This window comes from Collinsella sp. LCP19S3_A7 (assembly GCF_052121995.1).
Taxonomy (GTDB): Bacteria; Actinomycetota; Coriobacteriia; order Coriobacteriales; family Coriobacteriaceae; genus Collinsella.
Genome location: NZ_JBQKDE010000004.1, coordinates 32,495 through 51,714, shown reverse-complemented (window position 1 = coordinate 51,714; position 19,220 = coordinate 32,495). Strand labels below are relative to the sequence as shown.

Annotated in this window: 20 protein-coding genes and 1 other RNA gene; 17 read left to right on the top strand and 4 right to left on the bottom strand. The window is 60.8% G+C overall.

The window, feature by feature from the left end; translation table 11 throughout:
• The first annotated feature begins 219 nt into the window (after nt 1–219).
• Nucleotides 220–609 carry a hypothetical protein gene (locus ACTQV3_RS03105; protein ID WP_441535884.1) on the top strand — a complete coding sequence of 130 codons (390 nt, stop codon included), beginning with the start codon at nt 220–222 and terminating at the stop codon, nt 607–609.
• A gap of 87 nt (nt 610–696) precedes the next feature.
• On the opposite strand, the gene ACTQV3_RS03100 is transcribed toward ACTQV3_RS03105, so the two are convergent.
• Complete coding sequence (locus ACTQV3_RS03100; RefSeq protein WP_441535885.1) at nt 697–1,455, bottom strand: HAD family hydrolase; 759 nt, start codon at nt 1,453–1,455, stop codon at nt 697–699.
• 315 nt (nt 1,456–1,770) lie between these two features.
• On the opposite strand from ACTQV3_RS03100, the gene rpsA reads away from it, so the two are divergent.
• The 3 genes from rpsA to ACTQV3_RS03085 all read left to right on the top strand — a co-directional run bounded on the left by rpsA (nt 1,771) and on the right by ACTQV3_RS03085 (nt 4,634).
• Nucleotides 1,771–2,937, top strand: a complete 1,167-nt coding sequence (gene rpsA, locus ACTQV3_RS03095) for a 30S ribosomal protein S1 (RefSeq protein WP_154515317.1) — start codon at nt 1,771–1,773, stop codon at nt 2,935–2,937.
• 341 nt (nt 2,938–3,278) lie between these two features.
• An RNA gene (gene rnpB, locus ACTQV3_RS03090) (RNase P RNA component class A) lies at nt 3,279–3,640 on the top strand.
• Nucleotides 3,641–3,995: 355 nt separating this feature from the next.
• A complete protein-coding gene (locus ACTQV3_RS03085; RefSeq protein WP_441535886.1) occupies nt 3,996–4,634 on the top strand; it encodes a YigZ family protein in 639 nt (212 codons plus the stop codon).
• 67 nt (nt 4,635–4,701) lie between these two features.
• On the opposite strand, the gene ACTQV3_RS03080 is transcribed toward ACTQV3_RS03085, so the two are convergent.
• Nucleotides 4,702–5,148 carry a C-GCAxxG-C-C family protein gene (locus ACTQV3_RS03080; protein WP_441549826.1) on the bottom strand — a complete coding sequence of 149 codons (447 nt, stop codon included), beginning with the start codon at nt 5,146–5,148 and terminating at the stop codon, nt 4,702–4,704.
• A gap of 230 nt (nt 5,149–5,378) precedes the next feature.
• On the opposite strand from ACTQV3_RS03080, the gene ACTQV3_RS03075 reads away from it, so the two are divergent.
• From ACTQV3_RS03075 to ACTQV3_RS03060, 4 genes are all read left to right on the top strand, one after another.
• Nucleotides 5,379–6,662: an O-acetylhomoserine aminocarboxypropyltransferase/cysteine synthase family protein gene (locus ACTQV3_RS03075; RefSeq protein WP_441016249.1), complete on the top strand. Its 1,284-nt coding sequence runs from the start codon at nt 5,379–5,381 to the stop codon at nt 6,660–6,662.
• A gap of 142 nt (nt 6,663–6,804) precedes the next feature.
• Complete coding sequence (locus tag ACTQV3_RS03070; protein WP_441053933.1) at nt 6,805–7,092, top strand: hypothetical protein; 288 nt, start codon at nt 6,805–6,807, stop codon at nt 7,090–7,092.
• A gap of 58 nt (nt 7,093–7,150) precedes the next feature.
• A complete protein-coding gene (locus tag ACTQV3_RS03065) occupies nt 7,151–7,729 on the top strand; it encodes a xanthine phosphoribosyltransferase (protein ID WP_427727567.1) in 579 nt (192 codons plus the stop codon).
• 65 nt (nt 7,730–7,794) lie between these two features.
• On the top strand, nt 7,795–8,193 hold the full coding sequence (locus ACTQV3_RS03060; RefSeq protein ID WP_441562913.1) for a peptide chain release factor family protein: 399 nt from the start codon (nt 7,795–7,797) through the stop codon (nt 8,191–8,193).
• 87 nt (nt 8,194–8,280) lie between these two features.
• Here the strand turns inward: ACTQV3_RS03060 and ACTQV3_RS03055 are convergent, their stop codons facing one another.
• Both ACTQV3_RS03055 and ACTQV3_RS03050 read right to left on the bottom strand, forming a co-directional pair.
• Nucleotides 8,281–9,243: a diacylglycerol/lipid kinase family protein gene (locus ACTQV3_RS03055; protein WP_441535888.1), complete on the bottom strand. Its 963-nt coding sequence runs from the start codon at nt 9,241–9,243 to the stop codon at nt 8,281–8,283.
• An 87-nt stretch (nt 9,244–9,330) separates the two neighbouring features.
• Complete coding sequence (locus ACTQV3_RS03050) at nt 9,331–10,752, bottom strand: chloride channel protein (RefSeq protein WP_441535889.1); 1,422 nt, start codon at nt 10,750–10,752, stop codon at nt 9,331–9,333.
• A gap of 210 nt (nt 10,753–10,962) precedes the next feature.
• Between ACTQV3_RS03050 and ACTQV3_RS03045 the strand changes: the two genes are divergently transcribed.
• From ACTQV3_RS03045 to yedF, 9 genes are all read left to right on the top strand, one after another.
• Nucleotides 10,963–12,225, top strand: a complete 1,263-nt coding sequence (locus ACTQV3_RS03045; RefSeq protein ID WP_441535890.1) for a molybdopterin molybdotransferase MoeA — start codon at nt 10,963–10,965, stop codon at nt 12,223–12,225.
• 10 nt (nt 12,226–12,235) lie between these two features.
• Entirely contained in the window at nt 12,236–12,715 is a 480-nt protein-coding gene (locus ACTQV3_RS03040) for a MogA/MoaB family molybdenum cofactor biosynthesis protein (protein ID WP_441535891.1), read from the top strand.
• A gap of 205 nt (nt 12,716–12,920) precedes the next feature.
• A complete protein-coding gene (gene modA, locus ACTQV3_RS03035) occupies nt 12,921–13,793 on the top strand; it encodes a molybdate ABC transporter substrate-binding protein (RefSeq protein WP_441535892.1) in 873 nt (290 codons plus the stop codon).
• A 115-nt stretch (nt 13,794–13,908) separates the two neighbouring features.
• On the top strand, nt 13,909–15,390 hold the full coding sequence (gene modB, locus ACTQV3_RS03030; RefSeq protein ID WP_441535893.1) for a molybdate ABC transporter permease subunit: 1,482 nt from the start codon (nt 13,909–13,911) through the stop codon (nt 15,388–15,390).
• 3 nt (nt 15,391–15,393) lie between these two features.
• Nucleotides 15,394–16,464, top strand: coding sequence for a sulfate/molybdate ABC transporter ATP-binding protein (locus tag ACTQV3_RS03025; RefSeq protein ID WP_441535894.1), 1,071 nt, complete (start codon nt 15,394–15,396; stop codon nt 16,462–16,464).
• 153 nt (nt 16,465–16,617) lie between these two features.
• Nucleotides 16,618–16,932 carry a 2-hydroxyacyl-CoA dehydratase gene (locus ACTQV3_RS03020; protein ID WP_441535895.1) on the top strand — a complete coding sequence of 105 codons (315 nt, stop codon included), beginning with the start codon at nt 16,618–16,620 and terminating at the stop codon, nt 16,930–16,932.
• 7 nt (nt 16,933–16,939) lie between these two features.
• Nucleotides 16,940–17,380 (top strand): BadF/BadG/BcrA/BcrD ATPase family protein, encoded by a 441-nt coding sequence (locus ACTQV3_RS03015; protein WP_441535896.1) that lies wholly within the window; start codon nt 16,940–16,942, stop codon nt 17,378–17,380.
• An 84-nt stretch (nt 17,381–17,464) separates the two neighbouring features.
• Nucleotides 17,465–18,514: a selenide, water dikinase SelD gene (gene selD, locus ACTQV3_RS03010; RefSeq protein ID WP_441535897.1), complete on the top strand. Its 1,050-nt coding sequence runs from the start codon at nt 17,465–17,467 to the stop codon at nt 18,512–18,514.
• Nucleotides 18,515–18,574: 60 nt separating this feature from the next.
• The gene (gene yedF / locus ACTQV3_RS03005; RefSeq protein ID WP_154515345.1) at nt 18,575–19,201 is read left to right on the top strand and encodes a sulfurtransferase-like selenium metabolism protein YedF; all 627 of its coding nucleotides are present in this window, start codon (nt 18,575–18,577) and stop codon (nt 19,199–19,201) included.
• Nucleotides 19,202–19,220: the final 19 nt, after the last annotated feature.

The following is a 19,220-nucleotide window of genomic DNA, read 5'->3' as shown; positions in this document are numbered from 1 at the left end:
CTTGCCGGAATCAACGATGGTTTTCGCCGTGTCGTCCCGCAGGGCCGTTTCCCTTCTTGGGAAGGAGCCCCTCGATATGCTCGAGCCGCTCCTCATGGGCCACGTGCGCCGCGCGCTCCTCGGCGGCGAAAGCGGGGTCTTCGGGCGTGACGGTCTCATCTCGCTGTCGACTCCGGTACCACCGCGACGGCGCTCCTGAGCCTGCTCGTCGACAAGCCGGTGACTATCTACACCACCAACGGCTATGCATGTCGGTTTACGGGCGAGCTTGCTGCTAAGGTGGTGGTAATTGGCGGCGACTTCAACCCCGTTACCTGCTCGCTCACCGGTCCTATGGTTGAGAGCGCGCTGCGCGAGCTGTACTTTGACCGGGCGTTTATAGGTGTCAACGCGGTGGACGAGGACCGCGGTATCATGACGCCAGGTTATCCCGAGGCTATCAAAAAACGTATCGTGATGCAGAATTCCCAGGCGAGTTACGTACTCGCCGATAGCTCCAAGTTCCACGTGTTTTCAAATGTAAAGGTGTGCGACCTGGAGGGCTTTACTGTTATTTCCGACAGGCGCGACGCCAAAATCGGCGAACGCGTCAAAATGATCACGGCCTAGGACACTGGGGCATCGCTTCTTGCCCTCAAGCCGTTGCCCACGTAACGAAGCGTGGGGCAAACGTGCGCCCCATTCCTGATTTGGGGACTAGCTTAGTTCGTCGGCTATTTGGTGCTCGTAGAAGGCTTCTACTACGGCGTTAAAGTCGCGGGCGAAGTCTTCCATGGTTCCACGCCAGGTGGCTCGGCCGGGCTTTCCTTGGCCCACATAGGCGGTTTGAATGCCGCAGGCGGGGCTGGGGAAATCGCGCTTGGGATCGTTGCCCACCATAAGGACCTCGTGCGGCTCGAGCCCCATGACCTGCAGCTGCTCTAGATAATATGTGGCATCGGGCTTGCAGCGCGTGGCGTTGCCCATGTGCGTTACGAGCTCGAAGGGCGCGTCTGTCAGCTCGCCCCAGCCCATGCGGCACTCGATGGCCCCTTGGGGAAAGCTGGGGTTGGTGAAGAGCGCGCAGCGCAGCCCCGCGTCCTGTACGGCTTGAAGCGCGGCGTGCGCACCCGGCATGGCTTTTGCGTTGATCATGTCATCGTTCTTGTACGGCAGAACTTCGTGATCGTAGTAGGTAAACGCCTCGTAGATAAGTGGGTCCGAGAGGCAAATGCCGCACCGGCGCTCGACCTCGGTCTGGTAAAACTCAAGATTGGTGCGATTGTCCGTGCTGCTGCGGCGATTGGCGTTGAGGTCGACCAGGATGGTGCCGAGGCGCGCCATCGTGCCCCCGCGGCTGCATCGTCCGATATCCGCGAGCATCGACGAGACATCCTTAAAATAGCGAAGGATGAACGCGTTGAGGTTGATGCTAAGAAGCGTCTCGTCCATATCGAAAACGACTGCTTTGAGCACGCGGGCACCTTTCTCGAAAAATCGTTCCAGAATCGTATGTCTGGGATACTTTACCCCAAAGCAGTGTGCCTAGCTGCTCATCGTCAACTTATGGAGACGGTCGTTCACAAGATTGCGAAAAAGTCTCCATACGAGTAAAAAATCGCAGTTCACGCTTGAAATCGAAGTGATTTCCACGTAACCTATACGAACGTGATTGCATAAGCGTCACATTAGTATCTGTCGGCTCCCGAGTGTTCCTAAACGTTGTGTGCTTGTCGCACCCTTCTGTAGGTCCTAGCAATCGGGGCCCCGTAGTTCGAAAGGGGTCCACCTTTGAGTGAGATTCAGAACTCGTCCATTTTCTCTCTTGACGATGTCAACGAGGAGGAGATGAACAACCTCATCGACGGTACGATTACCGACTTTGATGAGGGCGATCTCGTTAACGGTACTGTCGTTAAGATCGAGCATGACGAGGTGCTCGTTGACATCGGATTCAAGTCCGAGGGCGTTATCCCGGTCCGCGAGCTGTCCATCCGCAAGGACGCTAACCCTGCAGACATCGTTGCACTCGGTGATTCCATCGAGGCCCTGGTTCTCCAGAAGGAGGACAAGGACGGTCGTCTGGTCCTTTCCAAGAAGCGTGCCGAGTACGAGCGTGCTTGGAACCGCATCGAGGAGAAGTTCAACTCCGGCGAGAACGTCGAGGGCGAGGTTATCGAGGTTGTCAAGGGCGGCCTGATCCTCGACATCGGCCTGCGTGGCTTCCTGCCCGCTTCCCTCGTCGACCTCCGTCGCGTCAAGGACCTCACCTCCTACATGGGCACCCGCATCGAGGCCCGCGTCATCGAGATGGACCGCAACCGCAACAACGTCGTTCTCTCCCGTCGCGTCGTGCTTGAGGAGTCCCGTAAGGCCGAGCGTTCCGAGATCCTGTCCAAGCTCAAGTCTGGCATGCGTCTCCAGGGCACCGTTTCCTCCATCGTCGACTTCGGCGCCTTCGTCGACCTCGGCGGTATCGACGGTCTCATCCACATCTCCGAGCTCTCCTGGAACCACGTCAACCATCCTTCCGAGGTTGTCAAGGTCGGCCAGGAGGTCGAGGTCGAGGTTCTCGATGTCGATCTCAACCGCGAGCGCATCTCCCTGGGTCTCAAGCAGACCACCGAGGATCCGTGGCGCGCACTGGTCAAGAAGTACCCCGTCGGCGCTATCGTCGAGGGCACTGTGACCAAGCTTGTCCCGTTTGGTGCTTTCGTCGATCTGGGCGAGGGCATCGAGGGCCTGGTGCATATCTCCGAGATGGCCAACAAGCACGTCGACCAGCCTTCTCAGGTCACCCACGTTGGCGACAAGGTTCAGGTCAAGGTCATGGAGATCGACCTCGACCGTCGTCGTATCTCCCTGTCTATGAAGTCCGCTGCTGAGACTCTGGGCGTCGAGATCGAGGTTACCCCGCTGCCTTCCGAGAAGAAGGACGAGGAGACCGACGCCGAGTAAATCGGTTTGACGATCACTTGCTTTAAGGGATCCGTCCGCAATGGACGGGTCCCTTTTTGCGTTTGCCGGTGAGGTGCGCAATGCTACTCGTGCGCAACGCTGTCCGGACTGTTCACAGGCTATTGGGTTGTCGGTGCATGAAAATGCCGACATCCCGCCTCGGGGAGGAGGCGGGAACGCACCGAGTAGACGGAGGGGTGCGGAGCGCGGTCGCGTCTCGACTGGCGACGTTGCCCATCGACGACCCTATTGTACCGCATGGCATGGTTCTTGGTATATCGTGTCGAACGCTTGTGTTGTGTCTTTGCCTGCGGCAACGGTGTGTTACACTCTTGCACTGCTGAGTGGGCCAGACGGTCGCGCGATGTGCTGCTTGCGGCACGCGTGAGGAAAGTCCGGGCTCCAGAGGGCGGGATGCCGGCTAACGGCCGGGCGGAGTGATCCGACGGAAAGCGCCGCAGAAAAGAAGACTCCCACCTGCGCCGCAAGGCGTAAAGGGAAAAGCTGAAACGGTGGTGTAAGAGACCACCAGCGTCGTGGCAACACGGCGGCTTGGCAAGCCCCATCCGGAGCAAGCGCGAATAGGAACGCTATGGGCCGGCCCGGTCCGCGTTCGGGTAGCGTGCGTGGAGCTGCACGGTAACGTGCAGACAAGATAAATGACCGTTCACGACAGAACCCGGCTTATCGGCCCACTCGGCACTTTGTTGACGCTGCGAACCCGTCAGCGCGACAATCTGCCTTTCAAGCCTTCGGGCATGACCATAAGGTCAATGCCCTCGTCTTTCAAGGCACCTTGCTCGCGCTGACGGGTTCTCGCTTTCGTTGACGGAATCATCGGCGGTTCCGTTCTTGGCATCTCGCTGTTTTTGCCTGGTCAGCGGCAGCTTCATTTCTGTTGCAATCTCGTCTTTCAAGGCACCTTGCTCGCGCTGACGGGTTCTCGCTGTTGGTGACGGCATCATTGGCATTTTCGCTCTTATTGGCGAGGACAACGGTGCTGTCTTTGCCGTATTATTGAGGCTGTTTGTTGCCGCGCTTAGTTTTGTTGAGGGGCTTTGTTGGACAGCTACTTTACTCTGCGATCGAATATTGAGGCTTCTGGCGAGTTTGTGGATCGCAAGAGCCGGTTTATTGCCCAGCTGGTCCATATTGAATCCGAGGATGAGGCGAATGCCTTCATCGAGATGGTTCGCAAGCGTCATTACGACGCTCGACACAATGTTCCCGCATGGATTTTGGTCGATGGACGCGAGCGTCAGAGTGATGACGGTGAGCCGAGCCGCACGAGCGGCATGCCGACGCTCGAGGTGTTGCGCGGCGCTGGGCTCAAAAATGTTTGCTGCGTGGTGACGCGCTATTTTGGCGGCACGCTGTTGGGGCCCGGTGGCTTGGTGCGCGCCTATACCGCGGCGACGCAGGCGGCGGTGGCAGCTGCTCAGGAGGCAGGGCAGGTCGTTGAGATGACGAGCATCGTGCCTGTTGACGTGCACGTGGCCTATCCGCAGTATGAGCAGGTGCTTCGTTTGGCGCAGGATTCGGGTGCCAAGGTTTCGGATACCGATTACGCGGATGCCGTGACGATTCATTTGGTGTTTAAGGCGGGGGAGCAGGAGCCGTTTTGCGCTAAGATGCGCGAGCTTATGGCGGGGCGCGAGGAGATTGAGGTTGGCGCTCCCAAATTTGCCGAGTTCTAACGGCGACGGCCGGCGTGCTTTTGGATGAATCCCAAGCACGCCAGCCGTCGTTTTCTGTTGCCGCCGTTTACTCGGCGAGCTGCTTTAGCACATCGCAGGCGATCTCGATGGCGTCGTCGATGCAGCCGGGGCAGCTGCGGAGCGGACCATTGTCCGATCCGATGCCCTTGAGCGTGCCGCAGACGGTCGTCGTGTTTTTCGTTTTAAAACGCTTGGCGATTTCGCGCGACAGCTTGTAAGTCTGGCCCTTGGTCTTGGGGTTATCCATGCCGTCGCTCATTACAGCGCCCATGATGGCCACGGCGCCCGAGATAGCGCCGCAGGTCTCGGTCATGCCGCCCATGCCGGCGCCAAAGCCCTCGGTGAGGATAAAGGCGGTCTGGGGGTCGAGCCCGACGGCGGGTGCGAGCGTGCAGGCGACGGCCTGTGCGCAGTTAAAGCCACGGGCGTGGTATTCGGCAGCCTGAGCCTGACAGGCGGTGATGTCGAGCTGGGCAGTATCGATTTGCTTCATCGTTGTCTCCTCGGTAACGGTGTACTCGCCTATGGTACCCTTGCCGACGCTTTTGTTCATCGAAAGCCTCATGTATGCCTCATTTTTATCTATCGAATAATTGCCAAGATCTGCGATAAATGCCCCCTGTTGATTTGTCTCATAACCTACCTTGGGGATGGGTTGAGAGGGGTGCGGGGTAGCGGTATCGTGAACCGGATAAAAATGTAACCCAGGCAAGGGAGCTAGATATGAGCGAGCAGACCATCGGTACGACATGTGTTCAGGGCGGCTATCACCCGGGAGATGCGGAGCCGCGCCAGGTGCCCATCTACCAGTCCACCACGTGGAAGTATGACACGTCCGAGCACATGGGCAAGCTGTTTGACCTGGAGGAGTCTGGCTATTTCTACAGCCGTCTGCAGAACCCTACGTGCGATCTGGTTGCCGCCAAGATCTGCGAGATGGAGGGCGGCACCGCTGCGATGCTCACGAGCTCGGGCATGGCTGCGAACTTCCTCGCGATCTTTAACGTGGCCGGCGCCGGCGATCATGTGGTCGCAAGCTCGGCCATCTACGGCGGTACCTACAACCTGCTTGCCCATACCATGGGTCGTATGGGCGTTACCTGTACGTTCGTTGCCCCCGATTGCACCGATGAGGAGCTCGAGGCAGCCTTTGAGCCCAATACCAAGCTCGTCTTTGGCGAGACGATCGCCAACCCCGCCCTTGCCGTGCTCGATATTGAGCGCTTTGCCAAGGCCGCGCATGACCACGGCGTGCCGCTGATGGTCGACAACACCTTCCCGACGCCCGTGATGTGCCGTCCCTTTGAGTGGGGCGCCGATATCGTTACGCACTCCACTACCAAGTACATGGATGGACATGGGGCCTGCCTGGGCGGCGTGATCGTCGACCACGGCCAGTTTGATTGGATGGCCCATGCGGACAAGTTCCCGGGTCTCACCACGCCCGATGAGAGCTACCACGGCGTGACCTATGCCGAGAAGTTCGGTCGCGAGGGCGCCTTCATTACCAAGGCAACCGCTCAGCTCATGCGCGACCTCGGCCCCATGCAGAACCCGCAGGCGGCGTTTTTCCTGAACAGCTCGCTCGAGAGCCTGCATGTGCGCATGCCGCGTCATTGCGAGAACGGCCTGGCTGTTGCCAAGTTCCTGCAGAGCCATCCCAAGGTGCGCTTCGTGAGCTATCCGGGTCTGGAGGGCGACAAGTACTATGACCTGGCTCAGAAGTACATGCCCAACGGCACCTGCGGCGTTGTGAGCTTTGGCTTTAACGGTGGTCGCGCGGCGGCCGAGACCTTTATGAAGAGCCTCAAGCTCGCTCAGATCGCCACGCATGTGGCCGACGCCCGCACTTGCTGCCTGCATCCCGCTAACGCCACGCACCGCCAGATGAACGATGAGGAGCTTATCGCCTGTGGTATCTCCGCCGACATGGTGCGCCTGTCGTGCGGTCTCGAGGATACGGCCGATATGATTGCCGACCTTGAGCAGGCGCTTGAGCAGTGCTAGGCTAGCGTTCGTGCAAGGCGCCGATGCCGGCAGAAAGCTTCGGCGACCTTTAGCTCCGATACCGTAGGCGGGGCCCCAATCGCGACTGTTTGCAGGCGATTGGGGCCCCGTTTTTTGTGTTGCGCCACTCGAAAGGATGGATATGGAGAAAACCGCAGAGCAGCTGCGCCGCGAACACATCGCTCTTGAGGGGGACACCCATGGCAAGAACAAATGGGCGATTCTGTTTACGGTGCTCATCATGACGTTTATGGTGTGTCTGGATTCGACCGTCGTGACCGTGGCGCTGCCCGTGATGCAAAAGGAGCTGGGCGTGGGCCTCGATCGCATTCAGCTGGTAAGCTCGGTGTATCTGCTTGCGGCTTGTGCGGCGATGCGGCTTTGTGGTGCGATGCGGCTTGTGGGGCGGGCGGGGGTCGGTCCGTGGTAGACTATCGAGCAACGTTTATTAATCGCGCGGTATCGTTGCCGCGAGAAGGGGTTGCGCCATGCAGGAGCTTGAGGACCGTATTCGCCATGACGGCATCGTAAAGGCCGGTAATGTCCTTAAGGTTGATGCTTTCCTCAACCACCAGTGCGACGTTGAGCTGTTTGACCACATGGGCGCCGAGTGGGCCCGTCTGTTCGAGGATGTCGAGATTAACAAGATCCTTACGATCGAGGCTTCGGGCATTGGCATGGCCTGCATCGCAGCCCAGCATTTTGGCGGCGTGCCGGTGGTCTTTGCCAAGAAGGCGCAGTCCATCAACCTCGACGGCGAGCAGTATGCCACGACCATCTACTCCTTTACCAAGCAGAAGGAGTACCCGGTCATCGTTGGCAAGCGCTTCCTGTCCGAGGGCGACAAGGTCCTGATTATCGACGACTTCCTGGCCAACGGATGCGCGCTCGAGGGTCTTATCAAGATCTGCGAGGCTGCGGGTGCCGAGGTGTCCGGCATTGGCATTGCGGTGGAGAAGGGCTTCCAAGGCGGTGGCGATAAGCTCCGCGAGCGCGGCTTCCGTGTTGAGAGCCTGGCCCGTATCGCCGATATGGACTGTGAGAACGGCGAGATCACCTTCGCCTAAGCGCGCAACACAAGCGATTGGTATGCGATGTGACAAAGGGGGTGTCCCTTTGTCACATTTTTTGTATGAGGGGAGGTGTTGATATGGATGAGAACAAGATGGGATGGCGTGAGTATGCGCGCTATGCCGAGATGTCGGTCGAGGAGCTGGCGCGCGATTGCGAGGTGCAGGTGTTTCGCGCGACGGGCCCGGGCGGGCAAGGCGTGAACACGACGGACTCGGCGGTGCGCATGAAACATATCCCTACGGGGATTACCGTGACGGCGCGCGAGAGTCGCAGTCAGTTCCAAAATCGTAGCTGCTGTTTGCGTAAGCTACGCGCCGAGCTTGAGCGTCGCGGGCGTCCACCGCGTCGACGCGTAAAGACCAAGGTGCCTCAGCGCTCTCGCCAGCGCAGACTTAATGACAAGCACTTCAACGCCATTAAAAAGGCCAACCGCCGCAAGCCGGGCGGGGAGGAGTGATCTTCTCGATAAGTTGCGGCGAAATAGGGGCTGTTTTGCGGCTTTACCTGCATAAACAGTCCCTATTTCACCGCAACTTAGGGGTGGTTAGCGGGTTGGACGCCAGACTTGGAGGGCGCCGGGTAGGATGTCGACTTCGATGCGCGAGGCGATAACAGGTTCGCCGTCGGCCTGGATGGGGTAGTCGGGCTCCTCAAAGGTAAGCTCGGCATGGCGGCAGCGACGCATGCAAACCGGCGGCAACTTGGTATGGTGGCCGTCCTTGGCCGAAAGGAACATGGGAAGCGCGACCGCGCGCGGAACGGGGCCGCAGGCGTAGCAAACGTCGAGCATGCCGTCGCACGGGTCGGCGTCGGGACAGATGCGATAGCCCGAGCCATAGGTGGGGCCCAGCTGAATCGCCATGATGATCGCCCTCACGCGCTCGGCGGGCGCGCCATCAAAGCTGACTGTCATGGGGTAGTTGCGATAGCGCAGGCCAAACTGTTCAAGTCCCGAGAGGGTGTAGAGCGGAGCGCCGGTGAGGCCCGTCTTTTTGCGCAGCTCGGTGGTGCCCAGGCCGATGGCGGCGTCAATACCGACGGAGAGCGTCTGGTCGTAGTACTCAACGGAAGCCTCGCCGCTACCGCTTGCAGGGTTCCATGAGCGAATGCGACCGATGTCCTGACGCTGCAGCTCGCAGGTGAGCAGCGCGCCAAAATCCTTGCCGGAGAAATCTTCTATACCGAGCGTTTGGGCAAAATCGTTGCCGGAACCCACGGGTAGGATGGCAAGAGCGGGGCGGGCGTCCTCCTTTTGTGCCATAAGCCCGTTGAGGACCTCGTGGATCACGCCGTCGCCGCCAAGGGCGATAACGGTGCGATAGCCCTGAGCCTGTGCGGCCAGCTCCTCGGCGTGCCCCATACGCTCGGTCAATACCAGGTCAAACTGGGATGCGCGTGCAGTCATGTCCAAAAAGCGTTGCAGGCGCTCGGCAACTTCGCGCGCCGCACCCGATTGGGCGGCTGGGTTGGCGATGATGAGCGTTCGACCAAATTCAGTTGCGTGCATGGGCGACTCCCGGCGTATGGCGTGACGGTGCGGTCGCGCTCGGGTCGAATTGCCCCCCGATTGTGGCTGCACGGCGAATACTTACGTCTACTCTATCAGGTCGTTGTGGCGCTCGATAGCATCCGCTACCGTACCGCCCTCATCCACTATAAGCGAACGGCGTTTGGGTGAGATGATGCGCTGGGCAGGGTACACGCCGCGGTGTCCGCCGGCGAGATAGCTGATAAAGGCCACGATGACAAAGAACCCGGCGGCCGTGCCGTGGAACAGGTCGATGGCCATCATGCAGGTGGTGATGGGCACGTTAAGGCCGGCACAGAACACGCCGAGCATGCCGAGAGCCGCCAGAAAACTGGGGTCGAGCCCGGTAAGGCAACCGATCCAGCCACCGAGTGCCGCACCGATGCCAAACAGGGGCGTGACCTCGCCGCCTTGGAAACCGGCACCCAGGGTGAGTGCCGTTACGACGAGCTTGATGGCGGCGTCGGCGAGGGTGGTGTTGCCGGCAAACCCGGCGCCCGAAAGCCACGTGGAAAGGCCGGCGTAGTCCCAGGCGTCGAGGAGGGCATAGACAGCCAAAACCACGAGTGCGCCTATAAGGGCGCGAACGAGGTAATTGGTGATAAAGCGACCGTACAGGCTCTTGACGGTTCGAACCGACCAGGCAAAGAGGCGTGCCGTCAGACCGAAGATAATGGCGCTGATAACAACGATAACGACCGTTTTGGGCGTCATGGCGGGAACGCTGGCGATGGCATTCGCTTCGTACTCGGTACCCAGGGCGAGTGATGTAAAGTAGCCGGTAAACGAGGCGACCAGGCAGTAGATGCCTGCGGTGTAGTCGATCTTGCCGATAAAGCACATCTCCATGCCAAAGAAAGCTCCGGCAAGGGGCGAACCGAATACGGCGCCAAAGGCCGACGAGATGCCTGCGAGCATGAGGTCGTGGTGGTCATGCTTTTTGAGGTGGGCGAGGCTTGAGATGTTGCTGGCGATGGTGCCGCCAATCTGCACCGCGGCTCCCTCGCGACCGGCCGATCCGCCCGTTAGGTGCGTGAGCGTGGAGCAGACGAAGGTGAGGACGGCCATGCGCTTATGGATGAGGCGTGTGCCCAGAGCGGAGTCGATGACCAGGTTGTTACCGCGTTTGGCGGCAAGACCGTGGTTTTTGTACGCCCATGCGGTGGCAACGCCCACAACGGGAAGCAGCGCGTAAATCCACGTATGGTGCTCGCGATAGTCGGTCGCGATATTCAACGAGGCCAAAAAAGCCCAAGCGGCAACGCCCATGGCGAGCGAGACGATGACGACGAGCACGAGCAACTTAGCGCTCGCGAGTAGGTTGTGGGCATTGCGGCGCGTGTCGGCAGCCAAGAGATGCTCGGAGCGGGTGAGCTGTTGCCTGCCTGCCATGATGACGTCGTTCAGGGAGAAAAAGCCGCCGTCGTCGAGCGACTGAGAATGATCCTGCGCCTCGTTTGCGCTTTCGGGTTTGTCGGTAAAAGCCATACGGTCCTCTTTTAGGTTGCAACACGAGCATTATAGAACGTGCCAAACGTGACAAACCGGCAGGTTGGTTTCGGTTCTGTTTCGCGGCTTGCGGCCGACAGATGTATTCGAGAACGTGGGTCGTTTCGCCGCCGTGCGGCAGGGGATTATACTGAGACAAGCATAAAGAATTGGCGCCCCCGTTGTGCGCTGTGGCATTAAGAGGTGCATATGGCAGAGAAACTCATTCCGCTGGAGGACGCGCAGTCGATTGTTCTGTCGCACGTTGCTCCGACCGATCTCGTCGAGATTCCCGTGTGGCAGGCCGCCGGCCTTCCCTTGGCCGAGGACGCGGTGGCCGATATCGACATTTCACCGTTTGCCAACAGCGCTATGGACGGATATGCCGTGCGCGCCGTCGACCTCGCCAAAGCGTCCACCGATGCGCCCGTGACGCTTTCTGTCGTGGGGCACGAGGCGGCGGGCCATGTCTTTGAGGGCGCAATCGGCGCGGGCGACACGGTTCGTATCATGACGGGCGCGCCGGTACCCGAAGGTGCCGATGCCGTGGTGAAGTACGAGATCGTCGATGTGCTCGACGGTGACGGCAACGAGGGTTCGCGTGTGAGATTCTCGGCGCCTGCCAAGGTGGGGGAGAACGTTCGATCGGCTGCTGAGGAAGCGCATACTGGCGACGTCGTGATGTACGCTGGGGAGGTTGTGGCTCCGGCGGGCGCCGGCTTGCTGGCGAGCGCCGGGTATGCGAGCGTGAAGGTACATGCCGCGCCGCGCGTGGGCATTATCTCGCTGGGGACGGAACTGGTCGCACCAAGTAACGTGCCGGCGCGCGGGCAGATTCGCGACTCCAACTCGTCGGCGTTGATGGCCGAGGCGCTCGATGCAGGAGCCGAGCCCGTGTTCTACGGCATTGCGCCCGATGATGAGCAGGCGATTGCCGAGTTGGTGCATCGCGCCGCGCAGGAGTGCGATCTTGTCATTACGAGTGGTGGCGCCTCTGCGGGTGATTACGACTATGTGACGGCGCTCGTTCGGCGCGAGGGCGAGGTACTGTTCGACCGCATCTCGATGCGTCCCGGCAAGGCCATCACGTTTGGCCTGCTGGGGGGCAAGCCATATTTGGGACTTTCGGGCAATCCCGCGGCGGCGTATGTGGGCTTTGAGATGCTCGCCCGCCCGGCGATCCGCAAGATGCGCGGCTTTGCCGAGGGCCTGCGTCCCGTGCAGCAGGCGAAGCTCACACACGGCGTGAAGAAGCGACAGCATCGCCGCTTCTTCGATCGTGCCACGGTTTTGCGCGACCCCGAGACCGGTGAGCTGTTGGTGACCGAGGCCAAGACGCAGAATTCGGCGCTGCTCGGCACGATGCAGCGGGCCAACTGCCTGCTGCGTATTGATGAAGGCCCGTGTGACCTCAGGGCGGGCGACGTCGTGGATGTCGTGCGTGTCGACTTGCCTGAGGGCGCGGTGCTATAGGAGGAATGCTATGGAGCTGAAGATATCGATTGTGACGTGCTCGGATACGCGCGATCTTGCCCAGGACGAGGCGGGTGCTGTGCTCGAGGAACTCATCGCGGCGCAGGGCTGGACGGTCGCCTCACATGTGGTCGTGCGCGACGACGTCAGCGAGATCGGTGATGCCATTGTGGAAGCGGCCGATGAGTGCCACGCCAATGTCGTGCTCACCTGCGGCGGCACGGGCCTTTCGATGCGCGACGTGACGCCCGAGGCGACGCGTGCCGTCTGCGACCGCGATGTACCGGGTATTGCAGAGGCAATCCGTGCGTACTCCATGACCAAGACGCGCCGCGCTATGCTTTCGCGCGCCGTGTGCATGCAGCGTGGGCATACGCTTGTCATCAACTTTCCGGGATCAACGAAAGCGGCCCGCGAAAGCTGGGAGGCTGTGAGCGACCAGCTGGAGCACGCAGCTCAAATGACGGCGGGGGGCGGGCACGCCAAATAAGCGCATTACCTGCGGCGGAGTGACCTTACGGGCTGCTCCGCCTTTTTTATGCAGCGACAGTGCGGGCCGTCTCGTGGTTATCGGTAAAGGAAAATTATTAGACGAGAAATATTTATCACAAACACTATTCGTGCAAAAGTATAATCTAGTAACAGAATAAAGCTTGCGGCGGGGTGCCCGGGCGTAGCGTTCGAAAGGGTTGAACATGTTCGATACGGTTTCTCGCCGCGGGTTCGTTTCACTTTCCGCTGTCGCCGCTGCCGGCCTTGGCCTTGCCGGCTGTTCCGGCAGCAAGACGTCTGGGCCGACTGGTTCCGATGCCGGCTCCGCCAAGATTTCGTCCAAGAAGGCTGTTGAGCTGCAGGTCTTTGCTGCCAACTCGCTCGAGAAGGCCCTGCCCGAGGTTCAGAAGCTCTATACCGACCAGACCGGCACCACGTTTGCCGACACGCAGTTTAAGGCTTCCGGCGACCTTGTCGAGCAGATGCGCGCCGGTGCCGCCGTCGACGTACTCATCACGGCCTCCAAGGGCACCATGGATGACGCCGAGGCCGCCGAGCTCGTCGACGCCGACACGCGTGAGGACATGTTCGTCAACGACCTCGTGATCATTCGCGCCGAGGGCTCCGACACCAGGGTCGAGGCCATCGCCGACGTCGCGAACCTGGACGGCAAGATCGCCATCGGCGACGCCAAGACCGTTCCCGCTGGCAAGTACGCCAACCAGGTCCTGGCCTCCGTGGGCCTCTACACCGGCACCGAGGGCGACGACGGCGAGTATGCGCCCGATCTCGCCGACAAGGTGGCTCTGGCCGACAAGGTCGGCACCTCTGCGTCTTACGTCTCTACGGGCGATTGCGTGGCCGGTTTTGTCTACAGCTCCGATATCTTCCGCTGCGACGGCATCGAGGAGACCTTCGTGTGCCCCGAGGACTCGCACAAGCCCATCGTGTATCCCGGCGCTGTCGCCGATAGCTCCGAGCACGCCGACGAGGCCAAGGCGTTCATCGACTTCTGCCTGACCAACAAGAAAGCCCAGAAGATTTGGGCTAAGTACGGCTTTGAGCTTTCCGCGTAGTTCGCAACATCGCCGCATAACGATATGCTTGAGGGCGGGCGTTCTCGCGATCGCCCGCCCTTTTGATTGAACCGGCGTGTCCGCGTGCCGTTGCCCTGTGTTTGAGGAGTCGCCCGTGCCAAGGAAAACGATTCGCCTGCTCGCCGTGCTGGCTGCGGTTCTGTGCGTGCTGACCGCACCGCCCGGGGTTGCTCGGGCCGAGGCACTCTTCACCACCGCCGATGGCTGCCAGGCGACCGAAGATTCTGCGCTTATCGATGGCGTCGGGTTTGGCCTCAACGCGTTTGAGCGCAATGCCAAGGGCACGGCCCGTTCGTTTGCGGGTCAGCCCGAGGGCTACCGTTTTCCTATCTACAAGAAGACGACCCTCGTGACGGTGACGACGCCTGAGAGCATCGTGGTCTGGCTCGACGCCCATGCCGCCAAAGACGCGGGGCTCGATATCTCAAAGGCAGATGACCAAAAGGCGCTCAAGAAGATGCTCGTGGGGCTCGACAAGTCGCACTCCATGGGTGGTGCGTTGCTGGAGGACTCTAATCTCGAATGGGTCTTTACCTCGGATAACGCGCTGGTGCAGAGCGATTACCGCTATCAGTTTAAGGTGAAGGGCGGCAACGGCGATTACTACACGGTAGTGAATGCCGCCGACGCCGCGAATGCCGAGCTAGATTTGGGTGACGGCGTCCTGTGGAGCGATAACGCCGCCCTCGTGCGGTATGCGGACGTGTCGACGACGGTGCCGCCGTCGCTGGCGGAGCGCGCCGCAGCCTTCTTTGGCGACATCGACTATCGCCCGTTTTGGGTGTCCATAAAAACGAGCGGCCTTGCCCTGCTGATCTCCTTTGCGCTGGGGCTGTTCGCCGCGTGGAAGACTATGGGTACCTCGAGTCGCATCAAGGGCCTGCTCGATTCGGTTTTTACGATTCCTATGGTGCTGCCGCCCACGGTCTGCGGCTTTCTGCTCCTCATGCTGTTTGGCCGCTCGACCGGGGTGGGCCAGTGGCTTATCGCGCACGGCATCTCGATCGTCTTTACGTGGCCGGCGGCGGTGATATCTGCCGTGGTGGTGTCGTTCCCGCTCGTCTATCGTACGGCACTCGGTGCCTTCGAGAGCCTCGACACGCAGATGCTCGACGCCGCGCGAACCTTGGGATGGTCCGAGCGTCGCATCTTTACCAAGCTCATGATGCCGCTCGGCTGGCCCTCCATCGCCGCCGGCACGGTGCTCGCCTTTGCCCGCGCAATGGGTGAGTTTGGCTGCACGCTGTTCTTTGCGGGCAACTATGCCGGCATCACGCAGACCATTCCCATCGCCATCTACTTTGAGTGGATGGGCGGCAATACGTCGGTGGCCCTCTTTTGGGTCGTGGTCGTAATCGTTTTTAGTTTCCTAGTCATCCTGTTCATCAACATGTACACTGCGCATTCGCAAAAGTATCGCGAACGGGGCCTTTCCCGTGCGGAGCGCAAGCAGGCCAAAGATCTCGCCGGACGGGGCGATTCGCTCGATCCGGCGGGCGGCGATGCCTTGCGTATCGATCGCGAGGCACTGGTCGAGCTCATGCGCGATGACGCCGTCTCGAAGGGAGGTCGATAGGCCATGTCGCTCGTTCTGGATATCAAAAAGCACTATCCCGGGTTTACGCTCGACATGCAGCTTGAGGCCGGCGAGGAGCGCGTGGCGCTGCTGGGCGCCTCGGGTTGCGGCAAGAGCTGCACACTTCGCTGCATCGCCGGCGTGGAGACGCCCGACGAGGGCAAGATCGTCGTCAACGGCATGACCTTTTTTGACTCGGTGGCGGGCATCGACCTGTCGCCTCAGGAGCGCAAGTGCGCCCTGCTGTTCCAAAACTATCAGCTGTTTCCCAACATGACGGTGGCCGATAACGTATGTGCCGGTGTAAAGGACGCGGGCGACGCCGCGGCGCGCAAAAGGTTGGCGGAGCGCTATCTGGGCATTTTCGGCCTGGCCGATTTTGCCGACCGCTACCCCGCGCGCCTTTCGGGCGGGCAGCAGCAACGCGTGGCGCTCGCCCGCATGGCGGCGGCGCATCCGGGCATCTTTATGCTCGACGAGCCCATGAGCGCGCTCGATTCCTATCTCAAGAGCGCCCTCGAACAGAACATGCTCGACCTGTTCGACGTCTGTAACCGCACCGTGCTCTACGTGAGCCACGACATCGACGAAGCGTGCCGCCTCTGCCAGCGCATCTGCGTGATGCATAACGGGCGCGTCGAGGAGATCGGTTCTGTCGAGGACGTGGTTCGCCGTCCGCAGACGCTGGCGGCGCTGCGCCTGACGGGCTGCAAGAACACTAGCCGGGCGCGCAAGATCGGCGATGAAGAAGTTGAGGCGCTCGATTGGGGCATGACCTTTAACGTGGGTCGCGAGGTTCCCGATAATGTGGCGTACCTGGGCATTCGCGCAAGTTACTTCCATGTTGACAACCGTGCCGAGCGGGGCCGCAACAGCTATGATTTGCACGTGGCCCGAGTGAGCGATTCGCGTTTTGAGCGCCTGGTGCTGCTGGACGTACCGCGCGTCGATGCGCCAACGCGCCTGCAGTGGAAGGTCAACAAGGTGGGCATGCCTGTCGACGAGCTACCGCAAGCAGGCGAGACGCTGCGCATGCATTTTGATGCCAGTAGGATCCATTTGGTCTGTCGATAGCGCCGGGTAATGCCGTCGGGGATATAAGCCTCGGCGGCTTTGTTTTTGCCGTTCGCCGAATGAGGGATGACAAACTCTTATCAATTTAGATAATTATTTATTAAACGATGGCACACGACGCTGTCGTACGACGATGCCGCGGGGGCTGCAAGCGTGGCTCTGTGCGGTACGTCCGACGAGGTGATTCCCGAGGCCGAGAAGGTGCTGCCGGCAAATCTGTGTCCGCTCATCAAGCCGACGTACGGCTTTGCCTACTCGCAAAAGTGCCCGTTTACGTACTTTAGCGACATGATCATCGGCGAGACCACCTGCGACGGCAAGAAGAAGATGTACGAGCTGCTGGGGGAGCTTAAGCGCACGCACATTCTGCATCTTCCGCAGGGTCGCGACCGCGCCTACGAGCGTGAAGGCTGGTACGAGGAGTGCCGCCTGCTCAAGGAGGAGCTCGAGGGCTTCTACGGCGGCTAAGGCCGCTGTGGTCGATGGGGTGGATTCGGTGACGTGGACCTGCGTGCAGCCAACCGGGTTCTCGTCGGTCGATGCGGCCGAGCGTCTGCGTGGCGAGCTTGCCGCGGCTGGCTATGACGTGGCTGCCGACCTGGCGCGTTCCGGCGAGCCCACCAAGATCAGCAGCATGTGCACGGTGTTTGCCGAGAGCGAGGTCATTAGTCTGATCGGCCGCGGCGAGCCACGCGAGAACATTGCGCGTGGCGTGATCGACAGCGTGGTCTCGCGTGTGGCGACCATGGCCTCGCAAGCCGCGGGCGCCCCGTACTATCTGACCGGTGGTCTGTGCGAAAACGCCTATGTCGTCGAGCGTCTTGGCGCATTGGTGGGCTCGCCAGTCACCACCTCGCCCCAGGCCCGCTTTGCCGGTGCCATCGGCGCGGCCATTCGAGCCCAGGCGCTCGCGTAGGGGGCCGGTGCGATAAATTGCCCGCTCTCGGCGCCGCCATGCGTATACTGGGAGGAACTGATTGACCGATGAGAGGAGGTATCGATGGCTGACGATCTCATGAAGCTCACGCAGATGACTGCCGCGAGCGGTTGAGCCGCTAAGCTGGCTCCTGGAGCCCTCGCCCAGGTCCTGGGCGACTTACCCAATGTGCATAACGACAACCTGCTCGTGGGGTTCGATACCTCCGACGATGCGAGTGTCTTCCGCGTTGGCGATAACTTGGGCCTCGTGCAGTCCATCGACTTCTTCCCACCGATGGTCGACGACCCGTTCCTGTTTGGCCAGATCGCCGCGGCAAACTCGCTGTCGGACATATACGCCATGGGCGGACGGCCGAGCCATGCCATGAACCTGCTTTGCATACCCAGTTGCCTGGGCGTTGAGGTTGCCGGCCAGATTCTGGCGGGCGGCGCCGACAAGTGCGTCGAGGCCTGCTGTGCCATCGCGGGCGGCCACACCATCAACGACGACGAGCCCAAGTACGGCCTGTCCGTGAGTGGCTTTGTCGCGCTTGACCGTATGCTCGCCAACAGCGGCGCACGCGTAGGTGATGTTCTGCTGCTGACCAAGGCGATCGGCTCGGGCATCATCACTACGGCCATTAAGGGCGAGCTCATCGAACAGGACGAGGCCGCAGCCATGTTTGACTCGATGCGGACCCTCAACGAGGCTCCGATTCGTCTGGCCGAGGACCTCGAGCTTCATGGCTGCACCGACATCACGGGCTTTGGCCTGATCGGACATGCGTGCGAGATGGCCGAGGGCTCGGGCGTGCAGATTGAGCTTGTGTCGGGGGCGGTGCCGCTCTTTGACCAGGTGCTCGACATGGCACGCCTTGGCATTATCCCTGCCGGCGCCTACCGCAACCAGGACTTCTTTGGCTCGCGCGTGGCGGTCGACGATGGCCTGGAGCCGGGCATGCTCGACGCGCTGTACGATCCGCAGACCTCGGGCGGCCTGCTTATCGCGGCGCCTGCTGCCGATGTGGATGAGCTTGCGCGCCGTCTGCATGCCGAGGGGCGCGTTGCCGCCGTCGTCGGTCGCGTGTGCGAGCCGGTGCCAGGCGGTCCTGCCGTCCACGTTGTCCGCTAGCCCGCACGTTTATGTAACTGTTTACCGTTCTCTAGAATGGTTCTTTCGAAAGGAAATGCTATGTCTACCAAGATTGAAGTCAATGCCATGGGCGATGCCTGCCCGCTGCCCGTCGTCAAGACGCTTAAGGCGCTCAAGCAACTCGATGGCGAGGGCGTTGTCGTGACCTCGGTCGATAACGAGACCGCCGTCAAGAACATCTCCAAGATGGCGCAGGAGAAGGGCTGCACGGCCTCGGTCGAGAAGGTTTCTGACGCCGAGTGGCACGTGACCGTGGCGACCGCCGGTGCCGTGGCCGTTGCGGACCCCGAGCAGGACGGTGCTGCCTTCTGTGATGCCAGCGCCGGCAAGGGCAAGCTCGTCATTTCCGTCTACACCGACTGCATGGGCCGCGGCGACGACGAGCTGGGCCACAAGCTCATGAAGGCCTTCATCTTTGCCGTGACGCAGCAGGAGGAGCTGCCCGCGACCATGCTGTTCTACAACGGCGGCGCCAAGCTCACCGTCGAGGGCTCTCCGGTGCTCGATGACCTGAAGGGCCTGGCCGAGCAGGGCGTCGAGATTCTCACCTGCGGTACCTGCCTGGACCACTTTGGCATTAAAGACCAGCTTGCGGTGGGCGAGGTTACCAACATGTACGTGATCGTGGAGAAGATGGAGCAGGCCGTACGCGTCGTGCGCCCGTAGCGTATTGGTTGGAGTTGCC